At 71.0% G+C, this 7,035-nt stretch carries 6 protein-coding genes; 1 reads left to right on the top strand and 5 read right to left on the bottom strand.

Annotated elements, in window-relative coordinates:
• Window positions 1-86: 86 nt before the first annotated feature.
• From IE255_RS18355 to solA (IE255_RS18335), 5 genes are all read right to left on the bottom strand, one after another.
• Window positions 87-1,226 (bottom strand): ABC transporter ATP-binding protein, encoded by a 1,140-nt coding sequence (locus tag IE255_RS18355; RefSeq protein WP_190051346.1) that lies wholly within the window; start codon window positions 1,224-1,226, stop codon window positions 87-89.
• Entirely contained in the window at window positions 1,219-2,322 is a 1,104-nt protein-coding gene (locus IE255_RS18350; protein WP_190051345.1) for an ABC transporter substrate-binding protein, read from the bottom strand. The genes IE255_RS18355 and IE255_RS18350 overlap by 8 nt, the downstream gene beginning before the upstream one ends.
• Window positions 2,323-2,413: 91 nt before the next feature.
• Window positions 2,414-3,385 carry a succinylglutamate desuccinylase/aspartoacylase family protein gene (locus IE255_RS18345; RefSeq protein WP_229906459.1) on the bottom strand — a complete coding sequence of 324 codons (972 nt, stop codon included), beginning with the start codon at window positions 3,383-3,385 and terminating at the stop codon, window positions 2,414-2,416.
• A gap of 12 nt (window positions 3,386-3,397) precedes the next feature.
• Window positions 3,398-4,534, bottom strand: coding sequence for an N-methyl-L-tryptophan oxidase (gene solA, locus IE255_RS18340; RefSeq protein ID WP_190051343.1), 1,137 nt, complete (start codon window positions 4,532-4,534; stop codon window positions 3,398-3,400).
• 43 nt (window positions 4,535-4,577) lie between these two features.
• Entirely contained in the window at window positions 4,578-5,714 is a 1,137-nt protein-coding gene (solA, locus tag IE255_RS18335) for an N-methyl-L-tryptophan oxidase (protein ID WP_190051342.1), read from the bottom strand.
• A 281-nt stretch (window positions 5,715-5,995) separates the two neighbouring features.
• On the opposite strand from solA (IE255_RS18335), the gene IE255_RS18330 reads away from it, so the two are divergent.
• Window positions 5,996-6,742 carry an IclR family transcriptional regulator gene (locus IE255_RS18330; protein ID WP_190051390.1) on the top strand — a complete coding sequence of 249 codons (747 nt, stop codon included), beginning with the start codon at window positions 5,996-5,998 and terminating at the stop codon, window positions 6,740-6,742.
• Window positions 6,743-7,035 lie beyond the last annotated feature (293 nt).

The raw sequence follows: 7,035 nt of genomic DNA, 5'->3' as shown, positions 1-7,035 counted from the left end.
TACAGGATGCCGACCCGCGTTCTGCGGGAGGCCAGCAGCTTGCGCGGCCGTGCGGGGGCGTTCGCGGTCAGGGTGGCGGCCATGGCTCACCCGCCCTGTTCGACGGGGAAGAGGTTGACGTCGTCCGGGTCGGCGCTGATTCCGACCCGCTCGCCGGTGACGGGTCCGCGGCCGGCCGGTACCTCCAGCCGCAGCAGCGGCGCGTCCCCGCCGTCGACGCGTACACCGGCGCGGACCAGAGTGCCGACGTAGGTGGCGGTCTCGACCGTGCCGGTACAGAAACCGTCGTCCGGGGCACAGGCCCGCAGCCGGCCCGGCTGGACGGCGACCTTGACCGGGGTGCCGAAAGCCAGGTCGTGGCGTCGTGCCTTCAGCAGGCCGCCGGACTGGTCGAGGCGGACCAGGGTGTGCTCGTCGGTGTCCTGCTCGATGCGGCCGGGCAGGAAGTTGGCCGCGCCGAGGAAGTCCGCGACGAAGGGGGTCCTCGGGCGCTCGAACAGCTCCCGGGGCGTGTCGAACTGCTCGATCAGGCCGTTGCGCATCACCGCGATACGGTCCGACATGACCAGCGCCTCTTCCTGATCGTGCGTCACATAGATGACGGTCAGGCCGAGTTCCTGCTGAATGGACTTGATCTCGACCTGGAGCTGGTCGCGCAGCTTCTTGTCCAGGGCGCCGAGCGGCTCGTCCATGAGGATCACCGGCGGGCGGTAGACCAGCGCGCGGCACAGGGCGACGCGCTGCTGCTGGCCACCGGACAGCTCGCGAGGGCGACGATTGCCGAAGCCGGACAGGCCGGCGATCTCCAGGGTCTCCCCCACCCGCCGGCGGATCTCGTCCTTCGGCACTCCACGCAGCGTCAGCGGGAAGGCCACGTTCTCATGCACGGTCATGTGCGGGAAGAGCAGGTACTGCTGGAAGACGAAGCCGAGGTTCCGCTTCTGCGGAGCGAGCCGCGTGACGTCGCGGTCCCCGACGGTGATGGTGCCGGAGTCCGGCTCGCAGAACCCGGCGATCATCATCAGGGTCGTGGTCTTGCCCGACCCCGAGGCGCCGAGGAAGGTGACGAACTCCCCGGCCGCGATCTCCATGGACGCCTCGTCGACGGCGACGACGTCCCCGTACGTCTTGCGCAGGGCCACCACCGACAGCGCTTTGCCGGTCGTGGTGGCCGGCTTGCCGCCGGCCACCTCGACGGACGGTGTGGCAACACCGAATTCAGCCACGAGCCCACTCCAACCAGCGCTTGGTGACGGCGGCTTCGTTCTTGATCCACCAGTCGATGTCCGCGTCGAAGCCCTTGTCGTAGTACTGCGGCGCACCCGCGAGCGTGGAGAGCTCCTTCTCGCTGAGCTGCTTGTAGGCGGCCAGGGAAGACGGGTTTGACGGGAAGGTCTTGGCCAGGTTGGCCTGGATCTCGGGACGCAGCGCGAAGTCCATGAGCTGGTAGGCGGCGTCGACGTGGGCCGCGCCCTTGGCGATGCCGTAGCCCTGGAACTGGCGGCGGGCACCGTTGAGCTGGGCCGCGACCGGGACTCCCTGCTTGGTCAGATCGGCGAGCCGGCCGTGCCATACGGTGGACATCGTCACCTCCTGGCGGCTCAGGAGCACACCGGGGAGCGGGCCGCTGTCCCAGAACTTCTTGATGTCGGACCGGAGCCGGCTCAGCACCTTGAAGGCGCGGTCCACATCGAGCGGGTAGAGCTTGTCCATCGGGACGCCGTCGGCCAGCAGCGCGAACTCCAGCTCGGGCAGGTCGGCGTCCGGGTTGCACATGGAGCGGCTGCCCTTGAACGCCTTGGTGTCCCAGAAGTCCGCCCACGACTCGGGCTTACGCCCGCCGAAGGCGTCCGTGCGGTACGCCATGCACTGGGCGTAGAAGCCGTTGCCGACGGCATGGTCGGTGATCTGGTTCTCGGGGATCTTGGCGCTCTTCAGGCTCTTGATCCGGTCGCGGTCCAACTGCTCCAGGGCGTCCTGGGCCGCGAACTTGATGTGGTCCATCATCGAGTTGTTGATGAGGTCGAACTGGGGGCGGCCCTGGTTGATCTGGGCCAGCATCTGCGTGCCCTGGAGGTTGACCACCTGGACCTTGATGCCGGTCTCCTGGGTGAACGGCGTGTAGACCGCCTTCTGGAGGGCCTCACCGAAGGTGCCTCCGCTGTCGCGGACGACCACCGACTTGCCGCCGCCCTTGCCGCCGCCGGACGCGGCGCGGCTGGTGCCGGTGCCGCAGGCCGAGAGGGAGGGCAGGGCGGCGAGGGCGGCGATGCCGCCGGCTCCGCGCAGGAGCGCTCTGCGACCGATCATGGGATCACTCATGACAAATCTCCTGAAATTGGCGCGTGGGTACCAGCTGTTCGGGGTGAGTGGGTGGTTCGCGGGGGGGTGGCGGGTATGCGGGCGGTGCCGGTCAGTCGTGCGGCACCGCGATGGCGGCGAGTTCGGCGCCGGGGGCGACGGTGAGCCCGTTCATGCCGTAGAGGATCTGTCCGGTCGCGGTGGCGGTGACCTTGTGTTCGCTGCCGTCGGCCGGGTCGATGACGCGGCCGATGGACTGACCCACGGTCACCGCGTCGCCGGTGGCCGCGTCCGGGTACCACAGGCCGGTGGCCGGGGAGACGACGGAGCCGGTCCAGACCCAGTCGCGCGGCCGCACGGTCACGGGCGCGACATGCTGGGGTGCCTCGATGACGCCGAGGTGGTGCAGGAGCCGATACAGGCCGTCGAGCAGGGCCCGTGTCTGGTCGGGGTCCCGTTCACCGAGCTGGCCGGTCTCGATGAGGATGGCCGGGATGCCCTGACGGGCGGCCGCGGCGTGGCTGTTGCCGCCCTCGGCGTTGCGGCCGAAGAGGACGCGTTCGTAGCCGACGGCGTGGGCCATGGCCCGTGTCCTGGCGTCGAGGTCCGCGTCGGAGGTCAGGCGGTAGCCGACGAAGTCGATCAGGGTCTCGTCGATGCCGCCGCTGTGCAGGTCCGCGTAGGCGTCGGCACCGGAGACGACGTGCTCGAAGAGCCAGGCCGCCAGCCGCTCGGTGGGCCCTCCGTCGGGGTCGCCGGGGAAGACGCGGTTGATGTTGACGTCGTCCAGCGGCGACTTGCCCAGGCGGCCGTCGTACACGGCCGGCGGGTTGGCCACGGGGCAGATCACCACCTGGCCGGTGACGTCGTCCGGCTCCAGGAGCCCGCTGAGGCGGGTCGCCGCGTCGACGCCGACGAACTCGCCGCCGTGGACGCCGCCGGTGATGACGACCCGGGGTCCGGGGCGGGAGCCGTTGACGAGGACGAGCGGGATCTCGACGGTCGTGGGTCCGAGGTCCACGGGGATCGTGCCCCGGGTCTTGCGGCCCGGCTCGGCACGGAGCGGGCCTACGGTGAGTGTCATGTCGTTCCTCATTCAGGCTGTGGTGCGGTCGAGCGTGCTGATGAAGTCGATCGGCTGGGAGGTGCGGCCCTCCAGGGCGAGGTCCGCGGCGATGTCGCCCAGGGCGGGCGAGAGCTTGAAGCCCTGGCCGGAGAAGCCGGCCAGCAGGATGATGTCGTCGCAGTCCGGCAGGGGGCCGACCAGCGGGCGGGTGCTGCCGGTGTAGCCCTCCATGTAGGCGGAGACGCGGACCGGGTCGGGGTTCAGGCCGGGCAGGTGGCGCCGCACCATCGCCGTGAAGGTCTCCAGTTCCTCGGGCGCGACGGTCCGGTTCAGCCGGTTCGGGTCGTCCACGGCCTTGTGGTGGGCCTGGGACAGGCCGAGCTTGACGGAGAGGCCGTCCGGGGAGGGGATGCCGTAGAAGTGGGTGCCGCCCGTGCGGATGAAGGCGGGGCGCTCCTCACCGGCCGGGTGGTCCTCGGTGGGCAGGAACCAGGCGCTGATCGCCCGGTAGACGTCCACCTGCCACGGCAGGTCCGGCAGCAGGTCGCCCACCCAGGGGCCCGGGGTGACGACCGCGGCGTCGAAACGCTCCGTACCGGTGTCCGTACGGATCTGCACGCCTCCCCCGGCGACGGGCCTGACCTCCCGCACCGGGGTGTAACGGCGGATGCCGGCGCCCAGTTCCTCGGCACGGCGGGCCGCGGTCTGCACGGTCAGCTCGGGGCGGACGAAGCCCGCGCGGCGGTCGAGAACGACCACGTCGCCGTCGTCGGCCCGGAACAGCGGGAACCGCTTGGCCAGCGCCTCCGGGTCGATGACCTCGTGGTCGAGGCCGTGCTCGGCGATGACGTCCAGGACGGTGCGCATCTCGGGGTCGTCGGCCGGCCCCATGAACAGGGCCCCCGTCAGGCGGCGCAGTTCCCGTCCGGTCTCCGCCTGCAGTTGCTCCCAGAGGGCGTCGGCGTGCCGGACGAGCGGCACGTAGCGGCCGTCGTCGGTCTGCACGCTGCGGAAGACCCGGGTCTCACCGCCGGCGGCGCTGCGGTCGTGACCGGGGGCGAACCGGTCGTAGGCGACGACCTCCGCGCCCCGGGCCGCCAGCCGCCAGGCGGCCTGGCTGCCCACCGTGCCGGTCCCGACGACGGCGACGCGTTTCCTCGTGGCCATGGGGTGCTCCTTGCCGGATGTGCCGGATGGTGGTCGGGACGGTTCAGGCCGCGGTGCGGCCGACGGTGGACACGAAGTCGATGGGCTGGGCGGTGGTGCCGTCCAGTGCGAGGTCGGCGGCGATGTCCCCGAAGGCGGGCGAGAGCTTGAAGCCGTGGCCGGAGAACCCGGCGAGCAGTACGACGTTGTCGGCGCCGGGCAGCGGGCCGATCAGCGGGCGGCTGCTCTCGGTGTAGCCCTCCATGTAGACGGCCAGGCGGGTCGGGTCCGGATGCAGATCCGGCAGATAGCGGCGGATCTGCTCGGTGAAGATGTCCAGCTCCTCCGGCTGGACGGTGCGGTCCAGCGCGTTGGGGTCGCCGGCGGGCTTGTGCAGCGCGCGGGACAGGCCGAGCTTGACGGAGACGCCGTCCGGGGAGGGCAGTCCGTAGCAGTGCGTGGGGGTCGTGCGGATGAACGCGGGGCGCTCCTCGCCGAACCAGGCGTCGGTCGTGGGGACGTACCAGGCGCTGATCAGGCGGCGGATGTCCACCTCCCACGGCAGGTCGGGAAGCAGGTCGTTCACCCAGGGGCCGACGGTGACGACGACCGCGTCGAAGCGCTCGCTGCCGGAGTCGGTGCGTACCTCCACCCCGCCGCCGGCCGGGCTGATCTCGCGCACCGGCGTGTAGCGCTCGATGCGGGCACCCAGCTGCTCGGCGCGACGGGCCGCGGTCTGGACGGTCAGCTCGGGCCGGATGAAGCCGGCGCGGCGGTCGAGCACGGCCGCGTCGCCGTCCTCCAGCCGGTACTGCGGGAAGCGCTTGGCCAGGGCGTCGGCGTCGAGCACCTCGTGATCGAGGCCGTGCTCGGCGATGGACTCCAGGACGGTGGCCATCTGCTGGTGCTCGGTGGACCCCATCAGCAGGCATCCGGTCAGGCGGCGCAGCTCGCGGCCGGTCTCCTGCTGGAGCTCCTCCCAGAGGGCGTCGGCGTGCTTGAGGAGCGGGACGTAGCGGGAGTCCTCGAAGTGCGCGCTGCGGAAGATGCGGGTCTCGCCACCGGCGGCGCTGCGGTCGTGGCCGGGGGCGAAGCGGTCGTAGGCGACGACCTCCGCGCCACGGGCGGCGAGGCGCCAGGCGGCCTGGCTGCCCATGGTTCCCACACCGACGACGGCGACTCGCTTCCTGGCAGCTGACACGGGGCTTTCCTTTCGTATCGCCGGGGCGCATGCTGAGCCCCCGGCGTGAGGCTGTTCGATTCGAGGTGGTTCGGGCGGTGGGGGCGGGTCCTTCGGGGGACCTCGGCTCACGAACGCCCTGTCTCGGAGTTCCGGCTGCGTCCTCGGGATCTTCCGGCGAGCCGTGCCACATTGTGGAATGCTGTGCTAGTATCTGGCACAGAGAATGACAGTGGCTCCCAGGGGAGTCAAGAGGTGTCCGCGAGAGATTCTGAGGATTAACAGGGGGAAACCAGATGGAAATGAAGAGCGTCACCAGGTCGCTGCGCATCCTGGAGGCGGTCGCCCAGCATCAGCCGGTCACCGTGGGGGAACTGACGAAGCTCTTCGGCCTTCCGAAGTCGACCGTGCAGCGCACCCTGGTCACGCTGGCCGAAGCCGGCTGGCTGCGGGCCAACCGCAAGGACACCACCCGCTGGGAGATCGGCGCCCGCGTGCTGGCCGTACGGCCCGCCGCCCTCCAGGGGTCCAGCCTCTTCGCCGCCGCACGCGAGCCCATGGTCCGCCTGCGGGACCGGGTGAACGAGACGATCCACCTGTCGGTGCCGGACGCGTTGCAGTGCATGGTCGTGGTGGACCGCGTGGACTGCTCTCACGCCGTACGGACGTTCCACACCGTCGGCGACACCTCGCCCCTGCACGCCACCGCGACCGGGCGTGCCGTCCTGGCCCACCTGCCGAAGCAGGACGTCGAGGAGCTCGTCGCGCAGGGGCTGGAGCGCTACAGCGACACGACGCCCACCGACCCGGACGAACTGCGCGCCGAGCTGGACCGTATCCGCGCCGACGGATACGCGGTCAACCGCAACCAGTACCGGCCGGACGTCTGCGCGATCGCGGCGCCCGTCCTCGACGAGTCGGGCACGCCCCTGGCCACCGTGGCCATCTCCATGCCCGACTCGCGCTACGACGCGGACCGGCTGCCGGAATGGGGCCGCCTCGTCGCCGACACCGCGGCCGAGATCACGGGTCGCCGCCTGGGCGCCTGAACGAGAGCCCGGCATCGACCGAGGGCCGGCCCCCGCGCATCAGCGTGGGAGCCGGCCCTTTCTCACGTCCGGACGACCGCCACTGCCCTGCGCCCGGCCGGGGGAGGGCCGGGCGCAGGGGGCCACCCCGCGGGGGCAGGCGCGGTCAGGGCGCTGCCACCGTGCATCACCGCGGGATGGCCGGATTCCCACTGCGTGCCGTAATGTGGAACGCCGTGCTAGAATCCGGCACGATCATGCCCGCGACTCCAGGAGGGAGTCAAGAGGTGAGACCGACGAACGAGAACTGACGG

This window comes from Streptomyces lomondensis (genome assembly GCF_014651035.1).
In the GTDB taxonomy this organism is placed as follows: domain Bacteria; phylum Actinomycetota; class Actinomycetes; order Streptomycetales; family Streptomycetaceae; genus Streptomyces; species Streptomyces lomondensis.
Note: the sequence above shows the minus strand (reverse complement) of the source record. Positions and strands in the feature narration are given on the sequence as shown.

Coding starts and splice junctions, on each gene's coding strand:
- solA (WP_190051343.1), bottom strand. CDS start 4,534: ATGGCCACGAGGAAACGCGTCGCCGTCGTCGGGACCGGCACGGTGGGC.
- IE255_RS18345 (WP_229906459.1), bottom strand. CDS start 3,385: ATGACACTCACCGTAGGCCCGCTCCGTGCCGAGCCGGGCCGCAAGACC.
- IE255_RS18330 (WP_190051390.1), top strand. CDS start 5,996: ATGAAGAGCGTCACCAGGTCGCTGCGCATCCTGGAGGCGGTCGCCCAG.
- IE255_RS18350 (WP_190051345.1), bottom strand. CDS start 2,322: ATGAGTGATCCCATGATCGGTCGCAGAGCGCTCCTGCGCGGAGCCGGC.